The organism is Paraburkholderia kirstenboschensis, assembly GCF_032806925.1.
Lineage (GTDB): Bacteria > Pseudomonadota > Gammaproteobacteria > Burkholderiales > Burkholderiaceae > Paraburkholderia > Paraburkholderia kirstenboschensis.
Window position 1 is genome coordinate 1,157,004 of the sequence record NZ_CP136513.1, and the last position, 20,217, is coordinate 1,177,220.

At 62.3% G+C, this 20,217-nt stretch carries 14 protein-coding genes; 7 read left to right on the forward strand and 7 right to left on the reverse strand.

All coding sequences use genetic code 11. The features are described 5' to 3' along the window. The first annotated feature begins 9 nt into the window (after window positions 1–9). Window positions 10–1,176, forward strand: a complete 1,167-nt coding sequence (locus RW095_RS27940; RefSeq protein ID WP_317022015.1) for a glycosyltransferase family 4 protein — start codon at window positions 10–12, stop codon at window positions 1,174–1,176. 155 nt (window positions 1,177–1,331) lie between these two features. Here RW095_RS27940 and gmd read toward each other — a convergent pair whose 3' ends face one another. Genes gmd through RW095_RS27955 form a run of 3 tightly spaced genes read right to left on the reverse strand, consistent with a single transcriptional unit; the run spans window position 1,332 to window position 4,273 of the window. Beyond that, window positions 1,332–2,375, reverse strand: coding sequence for a GDP-mannose 4,6-dehydratase (gene gmd, locus RW095_RS27945; protein WP_317022016.1), 1,044 nt, complete (start codon window positions 2,373–2,375; stop codon window positions 1,332–1,334). 39 nt (window positions 2,376–2,414) lie between these two features. Then, a complete protein-coding gene (locus RW095_RS27950) occupies window positions 2,415–3,179 on the reverse strand; it encodes an SGNH/GDSL hydrolase family protein (RefSeq protein ID WP_317022017.1) in 765 nt (254 codons plus the stop codon). Beyond that, complete coding sequence (locus tag RW095_RS27955) at window positions 3,176–4,273, reverse strand: acyltransferase family protein (RefSeq protein WP_317022018.1); 1,098 nt, start codon at window positions 4,271–4,273, stop codon at window positions 3,176–3,178. The genes RW095_RS27950 and RW095_RS27955 overlap by 4 nt, the downstream gene beginning before the upstream one ends. 782 nt (window positions 4,274–5,055) lie before the next feature. On the opposite strand from RW095_RS27955, the gene RW095_RS27960 reads away from it, so the two are divergent. The 3 genes from RW095_RS27960 to RW095_RS27970 all read left to right on the forward strand — a co-directional run bounded on the left by RW095_RS27960 (window position 5,056) and on the right by RW095_RS27970 (window position 11,253). Beyond that, window positions 5,056–7,257, forward strand: coding sequence for an NHL repeat-containing protein (locus tag RW095_RS27960; RefSeq protein WP_317022019.1), 2,202 nt, complete (start codon window positions 5,056–5,058; stop codon window positions 7,255–7,257). 67 nt (window positions 7,258–7,324) lie between these two features. Next, window positions 7,325–8,791: a flippase gene (locus RW095_RS27965; protein WP_317022020.1), complete on the forward strand. Its 1,467-nt coding sequence runs from the start codon at window positions 7,325–7,327 to the stop codon at window positions 8,789–8,791. Next, complete coding sequence (locus RW095_RS27970) at window positions 8,788–11,253, forward strand: glycosyltransferase family 4 protein (RefSeq protein ID WP_317022021.1); 2,466 nt, start codon at window positions 8,788–8,790, stop codon at window positions 11,251–11,253. The genes RW095_RS27965 and RW095_RS27970 overlap by 4 nt, the downstream gene beginning before the upstream one ends. Before the next feature lie 234 nt (window positions 11,254–11,487). Here the strand turns inward: RW095_RS27970 and RW095_RS27975 are convergent, their stop codons facing one another. Continuing rightward, window positions 11,488–12,705: an acyltransferase family protein gene (locus RW095_RS27975; protein ID WP_317022022.1), complete on the reverse strand. Its 1,218-nt coding sequence runs from the start codon at window positions 12,703–12,705 to the stop codon at window positions 11,488–11,490. Between the two features lie 226 nt (window positions 12,706–12,931). On the opposite strand from RW095_RS27975, the gene RW095_RS27980 reads away from it, so the two are divergent. Then, complete coding sequence (locus RW095_RS27980) at window positions 12,932–13,102, forward strand: hypothetical protein (protein ID WP_317022867.1); 171 nt, start codon at window positions 12,932–12,934, stop codon at window positions 13,100–13,102. Between the two features lie 300 nt (window positions 13,103–13,402). Then, window positions 13,403–14,341 (forward strand): UTP--glucose-1-phosphate uridylyltransferase GalU, encoded by a 939-nt coding sequence (gene galU, locus RW095_RS27985; protein ID WP_317022023.1) that lies wholly within the window; start codon window positions 13,403–13,405, stop codon window positions 14,339–14,341. A 215-nt stretch (window positions 14,342–14,556) separates the two neighbouring features. Here galU and RW095_RS27990 read toward each other — a convergent pair whose 3' ends face one another. After that, window positions 14,557–16,728 (reverse strand): malate synthase G, encoded by a 2,172-nt coding sequence (locus tag RW095_RS27990; protein ID WP_317022024.1) that lies wholly within the window; start codon window positions 16,726–16,728, stop codon window positions 14,557–14,559. A gap of 175 nt (window positions 16,729–16,903) precedes the next feature. Continuing rightward, window positions 16,904–17,308 (reverse strand): heme-binding protein, encoded by a 405-nt coding sequence (locus RW095_RS27995; RefSeq protein ID WP_128595042.1) that lies wholly within the window; start codon window positions 17,306–17,308, stop codon window positions 16,904–16,906. 392 nt (window positions 17,309–17,700) lie between these two features. Here RW095_RS27995 and RW095_RS28000 point away from each other — a divergent pair, with 392 nt between their 5' ends. Continuing rightward, on the forward strand, window positions 17,701–18,585 hold the full coding sequence (locus tag RW095_RS28000) for an MOSC domain-containing protein (RefSeq protein WP_317022707.1): 885 nt from the start codon (window positions 17,701–17,703) through the stop codon (window positions 18,583–18,585). Between the two features lie 79 nt (window positions 18,586–18,664). Here RW095_RS28000 and cobA read toward each other — a convergent pair whose 3' ends face one another. Next, on the reverse strand, window positions 18,665–19,444 hold the full coding sequence (gene cobA, locus RW095_RS28005) for a uroporphyrinogen-III C-methyltransferase (protein WP_317022025.1): 780 nt from the start codon (window positions 19,442–19,444) through the stop codon (window positions 18,665–18,667). Between the last annotated feature and the right edge of the window lie 773 nt (window positions 19,445–20,217).

The following is a 20,217-nucleotide window of genomic DNA, read 5'->3' on the forward strand; positions in this document are numbered from 1 at the left end:
GCAACGACAATGACGACAAGCTCAATCAAATCGCTGCAGATCGGGATGCACTGGTTCCCGGAGCGCGCGGGCGGCCTCGACCGCATGTATTACTCGCTGGTCGGCGCGCTGCCGGGCGTGGGCGTCGCGGTGCGCGGCGTCGTGGCCGGCTCGCCGAAGGTTGCCGCCGACACAGGCGGCGCGATCAACGGTTTCGGCTCCGCGGGCCAGTCGCTACCTTTGCGGTTGATGGCCGCGCGCCGCGCGCTGCGCCAGGAAATCGGCACGTCGCGGCCCGACGTGATCTCGTCGCACTTCGCGCTCTACACGTTCCCCGGTCTCGACGTGACGCGCGGCATTCCGCAGGTCTCGCATTTTCAGGGACCGTGGGCCGACGAGAGCCATGTCGAAGGCGCGGATTCACTCGGCCAGCGCGCGAAGCGTTATCTCGAACAATCGGTCTATGCGCGCTCGTCGCGTCTCATCGTGTTGTCCGAGGCGTTCGGCAAGATTCTCACTTCGCGTTATCGCATTTCGCCGGAGCGTGTGCGCGTGGTGCCGGGCTGCGTCGACGTCGAACAATTCAATCTGCCGATCACGCCCGCCGAGGCGCGTCTGAAGCTGCAATTGCCGCAGGACAGGCCGATCGTGCTGGCGGTGCGGCGTCTCGTGCGGCGCATGGGCCTCGAGGATCTGATCGATGCGGTCAAGCTGCTCAAGCCGAGCCACCCTGATGTGCTGCTTCTGATCGCGGGCAAGGGGCGTCTCGCGGACGAATTGCAATCGCGCATCGACGAGGCCGGCTTGCAGGACAACGTGAAGCTTCTCGGCTTCGTGCCGGATCAGCATCTTGCGGCGCTTTATCGCGCGGCGAATATCAGCGTGGTGCCGACAGTCGCGCTCGAAGGCTTCGGTCTCATCACGGTCGAGTCGCTCGCGTCCGGCACGCCGGTGCTGGTCACGCCGGTTGGCGGCTTGCCCGAGGCCGTCGCGGGCCTGTCGCCCGATCTGGTGCTGCCGGAGACCGGCGCGAAGGCGATCGCGGCGGGACTATCCGGCGCGCTGAGCGGCTCGCTGAAGCTGCCCGATGCCGATGCGTGCCGGCGCTATGCGCGCGAGAACTTCGATAACTCGGTGATCGCGAAACGGGTCGCGTCGGTGTATAGCGAGGCTATTGCCGCGGGCGGGGTGCATTGATCGAGCAGTGAGACGTGCGGAAGGAAATGAAAAAGGCGGCGGCTCCTGTACAAGGGAGCCGCCGCCTTTTTTCGTACGCTTACTTTTGCGCCGCCGCCACTGCATCGCCGCGGTGTTGCCCGCATCATCGCAATGCGGGCGTGCGCGGCCGCTGATTAAAACGTCTCGTGATGCTGATTGCGCCCAATGTCCGCATGAACCATCATGTGGCACAGTTGTTCGAGTGTGGTTTGCGCCTGCCAGCCGAGTTTCTCGCGCGCCTTGTCCGCGCAGCCGATCAGCAGGTCCACTTCGGCCGGCCGGTAGAACTTCGGATTCACGCGTACGAGCGTCTTGCCAGTCGCCACGTCGACGCCCGTTTCGCGCTCTTCCTTGCCCGACCACTCGATCTGATAATCCGCCGCCGCGAACGCCATGCGCACGAAGTCGCGAACGGTTTCAGTGCGGCCGGTCGCGAGCACGAAGGTGTCCGGCTCGTCGGCTTGCAGCATGCGCCACATGCCCTCCACATATTCGAGCGCGAAGCCCCAGTCGCGTTTCGCGCCCAGATTGCCGAGTTCCAGCACGTCCTGCTTGCCGAGCTTGATCTTTGCAACCGTGTCGGTGATCTTGCGCGTCACGAATTCGCGGCCGCGCAGCGGCGATTCGTGATTGAACAGAATGCCGCTGCTCGCAAAAAGACCATACGACTCGCGATAGTTGATCGTCGACCAATGCGCGAACAGCTTCGCGACGCCATAGGGACTGCGCGGATAGAAGGGCGTGTCCTCGCGTTGCGGCACCGCCTGCACGAGCCCGAACATTTCCGACGTCGACGCCTGGTAGTAGCGCATCTTCGGATTGAGAATGCGGATGCCCTCAAGCAGGTTCAGCGCGCCGATGCCGGTCACCTCGGCGGTCGTCACCGGCTGGTCGAACGATACGCCCACGAAGCTCTGTGCGGCGAGGTTATACAACTCGTCGGCCTGCGCGCCTTCGAGCAGGCGCAGCGTCGAGCCGAGGTCGGTCAGATCATGTTCGACGAGACGCAGATTCGGATGGTCGAGCACGCCCAACTCGCGCATGCGCCAGAAGTTCACGGAACTCGTACGCCGATAGGTGCCGGTTACCTGATAGCCCTTGTCGAGCAGCAATCTGGTCAGGTAGGCGCCGTCCTGTCCGGACACACCGGTGATGATCGCTTTGCGTGGTTGGCTCATAGCTTGCCTTCAATATTGGTAAAAGAAAAAAAGAGCACCTCAGAGCGTGCCATCCAGGAGCCGCCGCACCAGCGGTTCGACGACCTGAAAATCCTGCTCGGCCTTGAGCCTGTACAAGCCCGGCTTCGGATGCGCGCCGTCGGACATCAACGTCTTCCAGTCCGGCAGACTGCTGATGTACGCAAACTGGTCGACGAGGGGCACCTGCTGTTCGGCGGCCACACGGCGCGTCATCGCGACCATCGAGGCGAGCCGCGCATTCAGCCGGTTATCGGGCATCGGATTCGCTGTCTCCAGCACCGGCTCCTTGCCGAGCGCGCGAGCGGTTTTGACGAGCGCGGTTTGCGCTGCGTAGAACTGTTCGGGCGTCTGGTTCTGCATCACTTCGTTGATGCCGTAGTTGATCAACACGATCCGCGCGGGCGACGCCGCGAGCCGTTCGCGCCATGGCAAACCGGCGGTAGGCCCGGCGCGCCGATTGCCCGTGCCGTCGAGCAATTGCGTGGCCATCGTGCCGCCCACGCCATAATTGGCCACGCGCACACGGTCGCCATGATGCGTCTGCAACTCGTCCTGCAGATAAGCCACGGCATTCTGCGCTTGCGGCGCGCAACGGCCTTCGCTGCATGAAATACCGAGGGTGGTCGAATCGCCGTATGCGTCGATCAGCACCTGTGTCTGCGCTTGAATGTGCGCTTGAATCTGCGCTTGAGCGGCTTGAACGATGCCGGCCGGCGCAGACAGAGACAGTGCCGCGAGCGACGCGAATGTGGCGGCCGCCGTGGGCCGTGCGGAGCGTCTCATGCGCGGCTTTGCGGTACTTGCGGCGCAGCGCTCGCCACGCCCGCACCGGACCCGGCCGTCGCTTGCAAGTGGTCGCGAGAACCGAAGATCAGGCGTTTCTCAAACCCGAACCACGTGAGACTTGCATACGCGATCGTGATAGCGAGCGCGAGCGCGGCGCTCACATAGCGGTTCATTTGCAGGGGCCACAGCGCATGGAGCACGCTCAGATGAATCAGATAAATCGTGTAGCTGATCGTGCCGATGTACACGAGCACCGGATTGCACAGCAGCCGTTTGACGATGCCCTTGCTTTGCAGGGCGATGACCACGACGGACGTGCAAAGCACCAACGAAATGCTGTAAAGCCCCGCATTCGAGAGCGGCGTATTGGCCGCGCGAAACCGCGGAAAGTGCAGATGCAGCCAGGCGAGCGCGGCGAGGGCAGCGATCAGGCCCAGCACCGCGACGCCCTTGAACGGTTCGAGTGCGTGACGATCGCGCCGCACGGCGACGGCGAGCAGCGCGCCGGCCGCGAGCAGATCCATGCGAAACGGCGTGAGGTAATAGATCGGCCAGAACGAATCGAACCAGGGCGTGGCAACTGCGCGAAGCACCGGCACGAGCAGGATCAGCGCGGCCGCCACCCACGCGAGCACACGCTCGGGCACGAGCAGAATGACGAACGGCCAGACGATATAAAACTGCTCTTCAACCGCAAGCGACCACAGCACGTTCAGGCTGTCGTGCCCGCTCTGATTCAGCGCATCGCCAATATTCGTTGCGAAGAACGCGTACCACTGCCAGTGCTGCGCCCAGCCGAAGCCGAACAGGATCGAGGAGACCACCATCAGCAGCAGATAGGGCGGCAGGATGCGCCGTGCACGGCGTGCGTAGAAGTAGCCGAAGTACGACTGCTCGCGCGCCTTGCGTTCGAGCAGGATGCCGGTGATCAAAAAGCCGCTGAGAACAAAGAACAGATCGACGCCCATCCACAGCGGTGCTTTCAACGCGTGCTGCGCGAACACCGCTAACACGGCGATCGCGCGCAAGCCGTCGAGCTGCACGATGCGGCGTGAATGGGAAGGCGCTGTGGGCAGTGCGCTAGCAGTCATGAACCGTCCATGGTGTGAAGCGGAAGAGCCGCGAGGAGCCGCGAGCAGGGGCAGAAAGCCAGTGGCGCCCGCTGCGGCCGCGACGTTGGTGCAATTGATTCTAGGCAAAAGAAAATCGCGAAAAAACGGGAATGAAATGGATAAATGAATCAGATTGAAACAGGGTGTTTCGTTATGCATTTGCGCGGCGTTTCCATGCTTGTGTCGCGCTCATGACGATGGGTGCACTCTGGTTGCAAATAACGTGATGAAGTGACCCTCCACACTGCCTGGCCTGGTGAAAAGATGAGCGACAGCGGTGCGTGCATGGATCGTTCGCCACTCCGGACGGAGATACTTTCTTTTAATCTATTTTTAAAATGATTTCTTTCGCATCGTTTTAAATCATCGAATATTTTTGAATTATTTTCGATTTTCGTCGCGGCGTTTTTTACGCGTAATGTGAACCCTGCGGATTGGGCGGCCAGGGACTGCGCGTGCGCCGCGCACCGCATTCGCTCGACGCGACGTACCGCAGCGTGGCGCGGCCTGCGTGGCCGAAGCGGGAGGGCGCGTGTGCTGACGCCGTGCCGGAAAGCAAGCTTCGCACTGCGCCGTCATCTTTCACTGAGTTTTGTATGTGCCGATAGCTGCGCGCGTTCATGAATGGCGCTTGCCATAACTCTTGCATGGGCGCTTGCAATGGCGCTTGCATTGGCGCTTGCGTCAGCACGCTCGCATATTCGCGTACCCGCATCACAGTTCTGTCAAAACATCGGTTCGCATCGACTGGAGGACATACCTTGCCTCGTTTCACGTTCAAAAGCTGGCTTGCGGTATCCGGGTGCGCCGTCGGACTGGCTGCTGCATCGGCCAGTTTGACGGCTCGCGCGGAAACGGCGTTGAACGCGAAGACGTCATGGATCGGCAACACGTTTGGCTTCGGCGATGGCACGTGGGCGCAAATCAACATCACGGCGATCGCGGTCGCGCCCGACGGCAAGGTCTATACGAATGCGCCGTGGGACGAAAGCGGCGCCGAGGCGAGCGTCTATCAGAACGGCAAGATGCTCGGCTTCGCGGGCGGCACGCATGGCTGGGGCAACAGCGGCGGCAACGCGATTGCGATCAATCGTAAGTACGCTTTTGTCGCCATTGCGGTCGGCAACGAAAAAGGCCGGCTGGTCGAGCAGGGCGTGTGGCCGGCAAAGGGCAAGCAGTGGTTTGGCATATCGCGCCGGCAGATTGCCGATCCAAAGCGTGCCGCGCCGTTTCAGCCCGCTGCGAAAGCGGCTGACCCGCATGCGCAACTCGCGGCCGGCTTCCTGATGATGAACGAAGTGCCGACGGGCACGAGCGCCGAGATCGGCGGACTCGCGGTCAACGACACCACGCTGTATGCGTCCAATACGGCGCGCGACCGCATCGAGGTGTACGACGCCGAGTCGATGCAGCAGAAGGCCACGTGGAACGTGCACGAGCCTGGCCGGATCACGCTTGCGCCGGACGGCACGCTGTGGGTGCTGAGCGGTACGCGCAACGATCGCGCGCCGCATGTCGAGCGCTACACGCCGGGGGGCAAGCGCATCGACGAGAACATCGAACTGCCTGCCGATACCCTGGCAGTCGATATCGCTGCCGATGCGAAAGGCCGCATTCTGATCGCCGACAACGGCCCGCGACAGCAGGTGCTGTTCTTTGGCAAGAACGCTGGCCGTTACGCACAGTCGGGCTCACTGGGCGAGCGCGGCGGGATTTTTAGCGGCGTCGCGGGAAGGCCGGGACCGCAACGTTTTAACGGACTAACAGGCGTAGGCGTGGATGCGAGCGGAAACGTCTATGTATCGACCAACGGCATCGGCCCGCGTTATGAGCCGATCGGCGCGGGCCTCGGCGCGACGCTCGAAAGCTACGCGCCTGACGGCAAGCAGAACTGGCTCGTGCAGGGACTGCTTTTCGTCGATGGCGCGTGGATCGATCCGTCGCGGCCAGACAGTGTGTATACAGGCAACAAGCGTTTCGAGCTCGATCTTTCGAAGCCCGCTGGACAGGACTGGAAATATGTCGGATTCCTGTCTAACCGCTTCAGATACCCGGACGACCCGGTCTTTCACACCGATCAGTACCCCGGCTTGCCGATTGCCCGTAAGCTGAAGGGCCACACGTTCCTGTACCTGACCGACATGTATGCGGACCATCTGAAGATCTATCGCTTCGATCCGCAACACGATGGTGAAACGGCGATTCCGTCCGGCTTTATCGCTGGCCGCGAGCGCGCGGTCGCCAGGGTGCCGAACGCGCCGCCGGGCGGCGACTGGATCTGGCGCGACGCGAACGGCGACGGCAAATTCAACACCGACGAATTCGCCCCGAACACGAGCGGCACGAAGCTCGCGGGCGGTTGGGGCTGGTGGGTCGACACCGCGGGAGACATCTGGCGCACGCGTGACACCAAGGGCATTTATCGCTTTCGCATCGCCGGTCTGGATGCGAAGGGCAACCCCGTCTATTCATATTCGGACCTCACGCAGTACCCGGTGCCGCAACCGTTCACGGAACTGCATCGCGCGATCTACGAGCCTGACACCGACACGATGTACGTGAGCGGCTATACGCCCGACACGCCGGCCGATCGCGGCTTCTGGAAGGAAGTGGGCCGCGTGCTGGTGCGCTACGACAAATGGTCGAGCGGCAAGCCGGTGCAACGCTATTCAATCGCGCTGCCGTGGCAGACCGAGAGCAAGCCCATCGCGACGATTATCGGCCTCACGGTTGAGGGGCAATACGTCTTCGGCGTCGAACCGGTGGGCGCGGTGCATGTGTGGGACAAGGACAGCGGCCGCGAACTGGGCGTGATCCGGCCCGGCCCCGAAGTGGGCCGCGCGTCCGGCTGGGTCGACGTACCCAACGGCATCAGCGCGGCGAAGCGAGCCAACGGCGAGTACCTGGTATTCGTCGAGGAAGACGCACGCGGCAAGGTGCTGATGTACCGCTGGAAACCTTGACGACTCGTCGGCAACACCACGCGTGACGGAAAAAAACAGGCAATCGTAGTCGAACCCAGGGTATCCGATGGACAAAGGCATTCTCAAGAACGTAGCGATCAACTTCTTCGGTCTCGTGCTGCCGACTTTCGTCTCGCTCGTCACCGTGCCGTCGTATATCCGGCTGCTCGGCGTCGAGCGCTACGGCGTGATCAGCCTCGTGTGGACGCTGATCGGCTACTTCGGGATTCTCGATCTGGGCATGAGCATGGCCGCGCAGAATCACATTTCGAAGGCGCGCGCGTCGGGCAACAAGGACGAGAGCGCGCGCGTGTTCTGGAGCGCGACGTGGCTCAATCTCGTGACGGGCGTGATCGGCGGATTGACCATCTATTTCGGCGCATTTCTCTACACCGCGTATTTCACGAAGTTGTCGCCGGAACTGCAGCATGAGGTGTACATGGCACTGCCGTGGCTCGCGGTGGCGATCCCGATTGCGAACGTCTCGTGGGTGTTCGCCGGCGCGATCAACGGCGCGGAACGCTTCGGCGTCTACAACACGAATCAGACCATTGGCACGTTCCTGTTCCAGCTGCTGCCGCTCGGTGCGGCGCTGTGGCTCGGCGCGAGCTTGCAGAACGTGCTCGCCGCCGCGGTTTTCGCGCGCATTCTCGCCGCGATCCTGCTCGGCCGGTCCGCGCTAAAAGTGCTTGAAATACGCGGTATTCTGCCGCCGCAGCTCGGCGTGGCGAAAGGGCTCTTCAACTTTGGCGGCTGGATGCTGATTGCGAGCGTCACCAACATGATCGCGGAATCGCTCGACCGCGTGATGCTCGGCACGAGCCTCGGCGCGCGCTTCGTCACGTATTACACGGTGCCGCAAAACCTCGTGACGCGCTTGAACATCGTGCCCACCGCAATGGTGCGCACGCTGTTTCCACGGCTTTCCGCGGTAGGCCGCGCGGACGCCGACACCATCACGCAGCAGTCGCTCGAATTTCTCAACGGCGTGTTCACGCCTGTCGCGTTGATCGCGATGCTGGTCCTCGAACCGTTCCTGCATCTTTGGGTCGGCAATGAAATCGCGACCGTCGCGGCGCCCGTGGGACGCATCATGATCGTCGCGGTATGGCTCGTGGGCCAGGCCAACGTGACGCGGATCCTGATCCAGTCGCAGGTCAATCCGGCCACGGCCGCGCGCGTCGGTTTATTCGAATTGCCCTTGTTTGCGGGGGCTTTGTGGTTCGGCATCACGCATTTCGGATTGACTGGCGCGGCGATCGCAGTGGCCGGTCGCGCGCTGTTCGACTACGCGGTGCTGTTGCGGCTTTCGGCGATCCGCGCACGGCAAATCGCGCTCGACATGCTCGCCCACCTCGCTTTCCTGCTGGCGAGCCTCTGGCTTTCCAGCTTCCTGCCGGGCCTCGCCATGGCGATCGTCGCCGGCTTGTTGATGGTGGGCGCGAACATCGCCTGGTCCATCACGATGACACCCGCCTTGCGCGATCTAGCGCGTTCACTGCTGTTGCGACTGAATCCGAGGAAAAGCGCATGAACCACGAAGTCCTTGAAGAAGCCGCGCTGCAAGCTCCGACGCGCAGCGCGCTGGCCGAATTGACCACCGTTCCTACGGCTGAGGCGCCGCCGCGGCGTGCCGCATTGCGCGGCGATAAAGCAGTGCGCGTGGCGATCGTGCACGACTGGCTCGTGACGTATGCGGGCGCGGAGAAGGTGCTCGAACAGATAGTGGCGTGCTTTCCGGACGCGGACCTGTTCAGCCTCGTCGACTTTCTCGACGATCGCAGCTTTCTGCGCGGCAAGCCTGTTACCACATCGTTCATCCAGAAGCTCCCGCTCGCGCGCACCAAATACCGCACGTATCTGCCGCTGATGCCGCTTGCGATCGAGCAACTCGATGTATCCGCCTACGACGTGGTGATCTCGAGCAGCCACGCAGTGGCCAAGGGCATTCTCACCGGTCCGGACCAGGTGCATATCAGTTACGTGCATTCGCCGATCCGCTATGCGTGGGATTTGCAGCACCAGTATCTGCAGCAGTCGAAACTGACGAGCGGGCCGAAGTCGGCAATGGCGCGGCTCATTTTGCATTACATCCGCAACTGGGACATCCGCACGGCGAATTCGGTGGATGGCTTTATCGCGAACTCCGATTTTATCGCGCGGCGGATCAGGAAGGTCTATCAGCGCGATGCGCAGGTGATCTTTCCGCCGGTCGACGTCGAAGCGTTCACGCTGTGCACGCAGAAGGAAGACTTCTATCTGACTGCCTCGCGGATGGTGCCGTACAAGAAAATCGACCTGATCGTCGAGGCGTTCGCGCGCATGCCCGAGAGAAAACTCGTCGTGATCGGCGACGGTCCCGACATGCAGAAGATTCGCGCGAAGGCGGGGCCGAATGTCGAGATCATGGGCTACCAGCCGTTCAAGGTGTTGAAGGATCGGATGAGCCGCGCCAAGGCTTTCGTCTTCGCCGCCGAGGAAGACTTCGGCATTTCGGTGGTCGAGGCGCAGGCGTGCGGCACGCCTGTCATCGCGTATGGCAAGGGCGGTGCGCTCGAAACGGTGCGCGATCTGTCGGAGCCGCGTCCGACCGGCATGTTCTTCGACGAGCAGAGCACGGATTCGATCATCGCCGCGGTCGAGCGTTTCGATGGACACGTGAAGCGCTTTTCGCCAACCGATTGTCGCGCGAACGCCGAGCGTTTTTCTGCGGCGAACTTCCGGGAACGCTTTTTCGCCCATGTGCGGGCTTGCGTGCCAGCGCTGCACAACGCGACGCTGCCGCCGTACGCGCCGTATGAAGCGGATCCGGCCGCCAATGCGCCGCGTATTCTCGCTGTCGATCAAAGCGGCGTACTAGGCGGCGCTGAGCTGTCGCTGCTCGAAATCGTCAAGGCGCTGCGCTCGCGCATGGAAGTCGTGCTGTTCGACGACGGCCCGTTCCGTACCGCGCTTGATAAAGCGGGCGCCAGTGTCGAGGTGCTCGATGCGGGTGCGCTGCGCAACGTGCGCAAGCAGGGCGGTTCGTTGCCGAAGGGGCAGGCGCTGATGGGCCTGATGTCGCTCGTTCGCGCGACGGCCAGACGTGCGCGCAATGCGCAGGTGATCTATGCGAACACGCAGCGCGCAATGGTGATCGGCGCGGTCGCCGGCAAGCTCGCGAGGCGGCCGGTGGTCTGGCATCTGCGCGACATCGTGAGTCCGGAGCATTTCGGCGGCAAGCAGCTCGCGATCATCAAGTGGTGCGCGCGACTCGGCCTCACGCATGTGATCGCCAATTCGGCCGCCTCGGCGCGCGCGTTCGCCGACCTTACGCATTTCGACGACAAACGCATCGACGTGGTGTTCAACGGCATTTCAGCGGCACCGTTCGACGCTTTGCGCAACGTGCCGCAAGCCGCGCTGCGCGAAAAGTTGAACCTGCCGGAAGACGCCTTTCTGGTGGGCTCGTTCAGCCGCCTCGCGCGCTGGAAAGGACAGCATGTGCTGCTGCAGGCGCTAGTGCTCAATCCGCACATGCACGCGGTGCTGGTTGGCGCGCCGCTCTTCGGTGAAGATCAGTACGAGATCGAATTGCATGCGTTCGTCGCCGCGCATAGTCTCGGCGACCGTGTGCATTTTCTTGGCTTCCAGCACGATATTCCCGCCTGCATGTGTGCGGTGGACGCGGTGGTGCACACGTCGATCACGCCAGAGCCGTTCGGCCGGGTGATCGTCGAAGGGATGCTCGCGCAACGGCCGGTCGTGGCCGCGCGCGCGGGCGGAGTACTTGAAATTATCGACGACTACGAGAACGGCGTGCTGTGCACGCCGGGCGATGCTCATGCTTTGGCCGACGCGCTAGCCGAACTGCGCTCGAACGACGAACTGCGCGACAAGCTCGTCAAAAACGGCTACAGGACGGCGCTGAGCCGCTTCGGTACGGCGAACTATGTCGAGAGCGTGGAGCGGATCCTGAGGCGCGTGGCGGGGCCGGGCAAGGCTGCCGGCGCGTGACCTGCGTGACCGGCGTGACCTGTATGAGCTGCATGAAGCACGAAGGCGGTGAAGCGCGTGGCTCGATGAATCGCGCCCGGGACCGCCGACGCGCGGCGGACAACGCGGCGAGAGGCACTGCCGGAAGCACCTGTTACTGAAACGATTGACGCGGGGTAGGCAGGGACTCGGCCGGTTCCTGTCATTTGGCGCAGCGGGGCGGACGTCACTGACTTTCGCCCCGCTTTTTTACGACTACTTCCCGAACGCGCCTTTAGCGGATTTCGGCTTGAAACTGGCGGACCACTTCATCGCCGGTAATTCGACCAGCCGGTAGAACACGTAAGCTGCCGGCACGGCGACGAGCATGTAGCCAAACGACGGCCAGATCGACATCTGCAATGAAGAGCGGAACAGTAGCGACGAAAGCAGCACGAAGATCGGCAGATGAATCAGATACAGCGAAAAGCTGAAGTCGCCAAAGCGCGACAGAAGCCGCAAGCCCCAACCGTCGCGCTGGTTGCCGTTGCCGCGCTCCAGCGCCTTGTACAGATAGAACGCGAAGCCGATTGCCCACAACTGGAACGCGCCGTATTGCCCGTAGTGAAACGCCGCGCAACCAAGCGCGATGAATGCAGCGGCGAGCGCATAGAGCCACCGCGGCGAACCAGTCTGTGCGGAAGTGCGGGCTCTCGCGTCGGCAATCCATGCGCCGAGGGTCCACGAAAACCAGTACGACGTGAAGAACTGAATGTCATGCCGTTCGAGCACATACGCGGAAACGACGTTGACCACGGCGACGATTGCGAGCACTGAGGTCATGCCGATACGTCGACGCAGCGCGAATAGCAACGGGTAGATCGCGTAAAACTGCACTTCGAGCGAAAGAGTCCATAGCGCGCCGTTCGATCCATACGTCTTGCCTGCCACGCCTTGAAGCGAGAACAGGTTGACGAGAAACGCCTCTACGCCGATCTCGCGAATCTTGTGACTGACAGGCGGTAATTGCAGACTGAACCAGTCGAGCGCGAGCGTCAGCAGCAACGCGGCGAGCAGCACCGGATAAATGCGCGTAAAGCGGCGCACCCAGAAATTGGCTGCGTCCAGCCGGTAAGCCGCGTTGTTAGCGAGCCGTAATGCGCCGCTGCGGTGAATGCAGTAGCCGCTGATTACGAAAAAAATCGGCACACCCGCCGATCCCCATGCAATAGGGAAAGTCAGATAAGCGGCAATCGTATTCAAACTCAATGAATGCCCGGCATTCTGATGAAACGCCTGCATGCCGACCCATTCGATCTGGCGGCAATGGAAATACGCGACGAGCAGCGCGGCAAAGCCTCGCATTGCGTCGATCACATGTTCCTTGCCCGCGCTGTCGGCACGTTCGTCGCTTTGCGCGCGCGACGCGGCAGGCCTCAAAGGCGGGGAGAGGGGCAGGGATGAGCCGGCGGCATCCAGTGCTGAGTCGCTCATGCGCGGTCCTTTATTTGAAGTAATGCAATGCGGATCCGCACGCGCGATTCGCGCACGCGGTGCATCACATGCTAGTGCACGGCGCGCACAAAAAATGAATAAAAAAATGACAGTCTTTTTCTATTTAAGTGGCTTTTGTGACCAATTGTAATTGCGCATTAAGTAGATGCGTCTGGACAATTATTTATCGCTTTTGTCGTGTTAATTTACTGCACGGATTCTCCTGATGAGAGGTGAAGTCATGAACCTGCATTTGCTAGCCGGCATCGCCGTGCTTCTGATCCTCGTCAGCGCCTCCGCTTATCGCGAGGCGCTGCGCAATGAGCCGATCCGCCGTTTCCGCATCAGTCCAGGCAAGCTGCCGCAACTCGACGAAAACGAGGAAGCCCGCCAGTAAGCGCCACAAAGCGCCGATGAGCGCCGATGCGTTTGCTGGCGGAAGGGCGTCACGCGTTCCGGCACGAGCGCCGCCATGGGTAATTTTTTCGGAATCGCCCGAAAATAATTCGATTTTGCAAAGTAAATGTTGCCTATGTCTTTCGGAAATGGCGCAAATAGATGTGAATCGGGCTAATTAAGCATTATTTGTGAAATTCACGCGGGATCTAGCGCAATTTTTTTGTTAGCCTTTCGGGCGACGTCGCGGGGCCGCCATGCCCGCGGACACCAATTTCTAACCGATCTGGGAATGCCTACCATGCTGAAAGTCACCAAAGCCGTGTTTCCCGTAGCGGGCCTCGGGACACGATTCCTGCCGGCTACCAAGGCGAGTCCGAAGGAAATGCTGCCTATCGTCGACAAGCCGCTCATTCAGTACGCTGTCGAAGAAGCGATTGCCGCCGGCATCACCGAAATGATCTTCGTGACGGGCCGCAGCAAGCGCGCTATCGAAGATCATTTCGACAAGTCGTATGAGATCGAAGCCGAACTCGAGGCGCGCAACAAGCAGAAGCTGCTCGACCTCGTGCGCAGCATCAAACCGGCCAACGTCGACTGCTTTTATGTGCGTCAGGCGGAAGCGCTCGGCTTGGGCCACGCTGTGTTGTGCGCCGAAAAGCTGGTGGGCGACAGCCCCTTCGCGGTGATTCTTGCCGACGACCTGCTGCACAGCTCCAAGCCCGTCATGAGCCAGCTCGTCGATACGTTCAATCACTATCACAGCTCGGTGATCGGCGTCGAAACCATCGCGCGCGAAGACAGCCGTTCGTACGGTGTCGTGGACGGCCGCGAGTGGGAAGACAATGTGATCAAGCTCTCGGGTATCGTGGAAAAGCCGGCGCCGGACAATGCGCCGTCGAACCTCGGCGTGGTGGGCCGCTACGTGCTGATGCCGACCATCTTCAAGCACATTCGCGCGCTCAAGCCGGGTGCGGGCGGCGAACTGCAATTGACCGATGCAGTGCAGTCGCTGCTGACTGAAGAGCAGGTGCTCGCGTATCGCTACTTCGGCACGCGTTTCGATTGCGGCAGCAAGCTCGGCTATCTGAAGGCGACGGTGGAGTTCGCGCTGCGTCATCCGGAGGTGAAGGAGGAATTCGAAGCGTATCTGCATGCATACATGCGGGCCCATACGCAGGGCAATACGCAGGAAAATCCGGAAAGCCTGGAGACTCAGTACACGGCCGAAGCGGCTTGATCCGAGCCTGGACACCGTGATCGCGCGATTCGTGCAATTGGTGCAATTGGCGCAACTGGCGCGGGATCGCATCCAGGCATCACGCAGAAGCATCACGCAGAAGCGCGCGAAACATCGCGCGCATTGAAAACGGGCGCCCCGAATCACGCGGGCGCCCGTCCTTTTTTGCCGCGCTCGAAATTTAAACTTCTTCGAGCCGCGGCGCGATATCAAGCTCAGCCATTCTTCACTTGCAGACGGAACTTGTGCAGCAACGGTTCCGTGTAGCCGCTCGGCTGCTGGCGTCCTTCGAACACGAGTGCTTGCGCGGCCTTGAACGCAATGGTGTCGAACGCGGGCGCCATGGGCTTGTAATGCGGATCGCCGGCGTTCTGCTGATCGACCACTTGCGCCATGCGTTTAAAGGTCTCTTCGACCTGCTCGCGCGTCACCACGCCGTGATACAGCCAGTTCGCGATGTGCTGGCTCGAGATACGCAGCGTCGCGCGGTCTTCCATCAGGCCGACGTCGTGAATATCGGGCACCTTCGAGCAGCCCACGCCCTGATCGATCCAGCGCACCACGTAGCCCAGAATGCCTTGCGCGTTGTTGTCGAGCTCGGCGCGGATTTCGTCGGCGCTCCACCTGGCCGTTTCGACGACGGGAATCGTCAGAAGGCCGTCTAGCAGTTCGTCACGGACGCTCGCATAGTCGGTGCGCTCCAGCTGCTGCTGAACCGCCTGCACGTCGATCTGATGATAGTGCAGCGCATGCAGCGTTGCCGCGGTCGGCGAGGGCACCCACGCGGTGTTCGCGCCGGCCTTCGGATGCGCGATCTTCTGTTCGAGCATGGCGTGCATCAGATCGGGCATTGCCCACATGCCCTTGCCGATCTGCGCGCGGCCGCGCAGGCCCGCGTGCAAACCGACGAGCACGTTGCTGCGTTCGTATGCGGCAATCCATGCGCTCGACTTCATGTCGCCCTTGCGCATCATCGGGCCGGCTTCCATCGCGCTGTGCATTTCGTCGCCGGTACGGTCGAGAAAGCCCGTGTTGATGAACGCCACGCGTTCCGACGCCTCGGCGATACACGCGAGCAGATTCACGCTCGTGCGGCGCTCCTCGTCCATGATGCCCATCTTGATCGTGTTGCGCGGCAGCTTGAGCAGATCTTCGACGCGCGCGAACAGTTCGCTCGCGAACGCGACTTCGGCGGGGCCGTGCATTTTCGGCTTCACGATATAGATGGAGCCAGTGCGCGAATTCAACTTGTGCTTGCGGTCGTGCAGCGCGCACAGCGTGGTGATCACAGCGTCGAGAATGCCCTCGGGAATCTCGGCCCCGTCCTTCGTCAGCACAGCCGGATTGGTCATCAAATGACCGACGTTGCGGATGAACAGCAGCGAGCGGCCATGCAGTACGACGGGCGCCGTGCCGTTCGCGGCGACATACACGCGGTCGTCGTTCAGACGGCGCGTGAACGTCTTGCCGTTCTTCGTGACCTCTTCGGTCAGATCGCCGTTCATCAGACCGAGCCAGTTGCGATAGAGCTGAACCTTGTCGTCGGCATCGACGGCTGCAACCGAGTCTTCGCAGTCGATGATCGTGCTCACCGCCGCTTCGACCACCACGTCCTTCACATGCGCGGTGTCGGTCTTGCCGATCGAATCGTTCGCGTCGATCTGAATCTCGAAGTGCAACCCGTTATGTTTGAGCAGCACCGCCGACGGCGCGCTCGCGTCGCCCTGATAGCCGACTAATTGCGCGGGCGTCCTGAGTTCGCTCGTACCGTTCTTCAGCGCGACGGACAGCTTGCCGCCTTCCACGATATAGCGCGTCGCATCGGCATGCGAGCCGTTTGCAAGCGGCGCCGCTTCGTCGAGAAACTTGCGGGCATAGGCGATCACCGCGGCGCCGCGCACCGGGTTGAAAGTTTTCTGCCTGTCGGCGCCGTTGGTCTCGGGGATCGCGTCGGTGCCGTACAGTGCGTCGTACAGGCTGCCCCAGCGCGCGTTCGCCGCATTCAGCGCATAGCGCTGATTCGACAGAGGCACCACGAGTTGCGGGCCCGCCTGTTCGGCGATTTCGGTGTCGACCTGGTCGGTCGTAGCCTTCACGCTCGCGGGCGCCGGCACGATATAGCCGATGCCTTCAAGAAACGCACGATAGGCACGCAAGTCGCGCACCGGCCCGGGATTGGCGCGATGCCAGTTGTCCAGTTCCGTTTGCAGGCGGTCGCGCTCGGCGAGCAGCGCACGGTTTTTAGGCGCCAGCTCGTGCACGAGGGCGTCGAAACCCGACCAGAATGCGGCGCTGTCGATTCCGGTGCCGGGCAGGGCTTCGGTTTCGACGAACTGGTCGAGATTGGCGGCGACCTGCAATCCGCCGCGCGGGTTCATCTGAGTCATCGACTGCTCCATCTGTCTGAGTGGGGCCGAAGTGGGGACATCGGCCCGCGTTGGGGCTACTGCTGGGACGATCCTGTTTCGGATTGTTGCGTTTCGGGTCCGGGGCAACGCAATCACGACGGCACTCGTGATCGCGCTCGCGTTGGCGATGGGTAGAGCCATCGCCATGGCTGACTCAGACGCCAAGCGCCTGAATACCGGCCTTGGCGATCTGCGCATCCTGGTCGGACTTCACGCCCGATACACCGACCGCGCCGACCACCTGGCCTTCGACGATCACCGGCACGCCGCCTTCGAGCGTGCCGAGCAGCGGCGCGCTGAGAAACGCGGTGCGGCCGTTGTTGATCATGTCCTCGTACGCCTTGGTTTCGCGCCGTCCTATCGCGGAAGTGCGGGCTTTTTCAGTCGCGATGTACGAACTCGCGGGCGCACTGCCGTCCAGACGCAGCATGCCGAGCGGGTGGCCGCCGTCGTCGACCACGACGATTGCGACGGCCCACTTGTTTTTCTCGGCTTCCGCGCGCGCGGCTTCGAGGATCCGGGTCGTTTCGGCTACGGTCAACACGGGTTTGCTCAGCATAATCAATTTCCTGTCTCGTTCATTGTAGGGTGCGACATGCAGGGACCGTGAAAGGCGATGGTCCGCGGCAGGTCCCTTGCGAATCAGCCTGATTGGGGATTCTACGTCCAAGCGCGATGTGAAGAAACGGCCTCCTTCAGTGGGACATCGGTAGCCATCGGTGGCACCCTCGGTGGCCACCTGTCATGGCCGGCGCTGAGCGGCGCATCCGAAGAGCGCCATGCGGGAATACCCGACGCGAAACGGCCCGAAACCGACGCACGGCAGCGCCGTTCAAACGCGGTCACAGTGCCGAACCGATCTACAATCGAGCCTTGATTCAAGACTTGCCATACAAAAACGAGCGAGTGCGTGATCCGGCGCTCGCGCATCCAACGTCCACGCCCCACATCATGCCGACCATCAGCGAGCTTTTTGTCTATCCGATCAAATCCTGCGCGGGTATCGCGTTGAACGAAGCGCGCGTGTTGTCCACGGGCCTCGAATACGACCGCGGCTGGATGGCCGTCGACTCGAATGGCGCAATGCTCACGCAGCGCGCGTATCCACGCATGGCGCTGATCAAGGTCGAGATCGCCGCACAAGAACTGGTGATCCGCGCGCCCGGCATGAGCGAATTGCGTACGCCGCTCGACGCCGCGCAACCCGGTACGGCGGCGAGGGTCGCGACCACGGTATGGCGCGACGCGGCCTATGGACTCGACACTGGCGACGAATGCGCCGAGTGGTTCTCCACATTTCTCGGCATGCCGGTGCGACTGTTGCGCTCAGATCCGGAGCGCGAGCGCATTGTCGATCCGGCTTATACGGAGAGTGTGGGCGGCGCCACCACGCATTTCGCCGACGGCTTCCCACTGCTCGTGATCGGCCAGGCGTCGCTCGACGACCTGAACACGCGCCTGAATGCGAAGGGCGCACCGTCCATTCCGATCGATCGCTTTCGTCCGAACCTGGTGTTAAGCGGGCTCGATGCTTACGAAGAAGACTATGTTGAAACGCTGAGGGTGGACGATGCGACTGCGGACAGCGCGCAAGGTGTCGAACTGCGCCTTGTCAAACTATGCGCACGCTGCCCGATGCCGACCATCGACCAGGCGAAGGGCGAGCGCGATCCCAACTGGCCGGACGAACCGACCGACACGATGAGCGTCTATCGTGCGAACCCGCAGCGCAACGGCGCAGTCACCTTCGGCAACAACGCGCTAGTGACGAGCGGGGCGGGCGCATGGCTGCGCGTCGGCCAGGCATTCGAAGCAGAGCTGGGCTTTGGCGACTAGTGAAAGTGCGGCCGCTGTTTGCAACGGTCGCGTTTCTATCGATGCGGTGGCGCTGGCGCTGGCGTGAAGTGCAACGCCCTCACGCGGCGCGAGCATGCGTCGCGTTATCGCGCGATGACGCATCTTGCGCCCAACCTGTCTCCATACTCTCACCGATCGCGCTGCCTATCAGTATCACGGCGGGACTGCCGAAGCCCGCATCTGTGGCATCGGCCGCCAGGCGGTCGAGGCGCGTCAGCAAGCGCCGCTCATTGGCGCCGCCAGCCCATTGAACGACCGCAGCCGGCGTCCCGGCAGGCAGGCTCGCGAGCAACGCGCTGGCGAGGCTGCCGATACGCCGCATCCCCATATAGATCGCGAGCGTCGTTCGCGTCGCCGCCAGTGCGGCCCAGTCCGGTTCGCCGTGATCTTCCGTGTGCGCGGTGACGAACGTGACGCCGTGACAATGACGGCGATGCGTGAGCGAAATGCCGAGCCCCGCCGCGGCAGCGAAGCCCGACGAGATGCCATTGACGATCTCGACAGGAATCCCCGCGTCGCGCAACGTCGCGAGTTCCTCACCGGCTCGGCCGAATAGCAGCGCTTCGCCGCCTTTCACGCGGACCACGTGCAGCCCCTTCTGCGCATAACGCCGCATCAGGCGCTCGATAAACGCTTGTGGCGTCGAACGGCAGCCACCGCGCTTGCCGACCCGAATCACGCGCGCTTGCGGCGCAAGCGTCACGATCTCGGCATTCGCCAGATCGTCGAGCAGCACGACGTCCGCGGCGGCGAGGGCTTTCGCGGCTCGCACAGTGAGCAGATCCAGTTCTCCTGGCCCCGCGCTCAATAACGTGACCTTGCCGGAGTTCGTGTTCATCGCGATGTCCTTAGCTTCTCTCTGTGGCCGCCGGGCAGGGTGCCGCCGGCGCCAAACAAAAAACGGCGTCCGCCCGTGATGGTCACGAGGGGACGCCGTTGTCCGATGCTGCTCAGTTGCCGCTCACTTGCCGCTCATTGATTCGCAATCTGGCGAGGCACTGCGTTGTGTCTTGCCAGGTGATGCCGTCGAGTTGCGCCGGCTGCGTTGCCGGAGCGGCATTCATACGCCAACGTTTATGCAAGTAGCAGGCCAACGCTGCGCGAGGTGACGTCGGCGCGGCGTATCCGTTCGAGTCGAAGCTCCGGCGATGCGCGTCCCAACGCGTGGCCGACGCCCTGCCAGCCGCTCATTGACAGAGCGCGACGTGACCCCGGCGCTCGCCGTGAGGGAATTGTATGCACCAGCCACGCGCCCGCTTTCGGTACGCGCACAGTGCTGCGTCGCACCATCGCTGTGCTGGCCTGCATCGAAATGCGTCGCGGGCCCGGTGCATCGACGACTCGTGCAACTGTGCCCGAAGCCCCACGCGACGGGGAGCACGTGCAATTGCGTGCAATTGGCACAGCCCTTGCATTGAGTCGTGCCATCGGATCAACGTGGATCCGCCGCGAGCGCTATACAAAGCACTTGCCGCACTACCAGGTCAGGACAACGGCGTCCCCCGAATTCAGTCATCGACTGGGTTCGCGGGACGCCGTTTTTATTTCCGGCGCCGCATTGCCGATGACGGCATGGCGGCGACCGATGCCCAGCACATTGAGGAAACCGCG